General features: G+C 65.7%; 1 protein-coding gene. It reads right to left on the bottom strand.

The window, feature by feature from the left end; all coding sequences use genetic code 11:
- Positions 1 to 948 (bottom strand): condensation domain-containing protein (locus tag A5704_RS26485; RefSeq protein WP_231969393.1); only part of this gene is annotated, 948 nt, incomplete at its 3' end.
- Positions 949 to 966 lie beyond the last annotated feature (18 nt).

The following is a 966-nucleotide window of genomic DNA, read 5'->3' on the forward strand; positions in this document are numbered from 1 at the left end:
CAGTCCGGCCAATTCGCCTTGCCAATAGCGCAACTGGCGAGCGATCACACTGTCCGGGTCGGACTCGTCTCCCAGCAGCTCCTGATGCCACAGCGTGTAGTCCACGTATTGCACCGGCAGTTCGGCCCAGTTCGGTATGAGCCCCGCGCATCGGCTTGCGTAGGCGACTCCGATGTCCCTGAACATGGGAGCCAGCGACCAACCGTCAAAGGCGATGTGGTGCAGCACAATCGCGAGCACATGCTCCGCGGGTCCCGTCGAATAGATCTGCGCGCGAATCGGGATCTCCGTCGCCAAATTGAATCGGTGGCTCGCGAGCGCGATCAACTCGCCCGCGACCTCTTGCTGATCGCCGAGCGGCACGACGGTGGTGTCGCCGCGCCGCCACATCCCCGGCTGGGCCGCCAACACCTGCTGGTACGGGACGCCGTCGACGTCCGGGAAGACGGTGCGCAACGACTCGTGGCGGCCGATCAGGTCATCGAGGGCCGCGGTCAGCGCCTCGACGTCCAACTCGCCGGTGATCCGGAAGGCGGTCGGCATGTTGTACGTCGCCACCCCGCCCTCGAACTGGTTGACGAACCACAAGCGGTTCTGGGCGAACGACAGGGGAATCTTCGCGGGACGCTCCCTGCGTCGCAACGGTTTCCGTCGAGTGCCTCCGGCGAGGCGGGGCGCCAACTCGGCGACGGTGGGGGCCTCGAACAGGGTGCGGACCGAGACGTCGGCGTCCAGGTCGGCGTTGACGGCGGCGATCAGGCGCATGGCCGACAACGAATCCCCGCCGAGGTCGAAGAAGGAGTCGTCGATGCTGATGCGGTCGAGGCCGAGGACTTCGGTGTAGATGGTGGTCAGGAGTTCTTCGATGGGGGTGGTGGGGGGGTGGTAGTGCTGGGAGACGAGTCCGACCCGGACAGTGTGATCGCTCGCCAGTTGCGCTATTGGCAAGGCGAATTGGCCCTTCTC

The sequence above is a fragment of the Mycobacterium sp. E735 genome (assembly GCF_001666955.1).
Taxonomy (GTDB): Bacteria; Actinomycetota; Actinomycetes; order Mycobacteriales; family Mycobacteriaceae; genus Mycobacterium.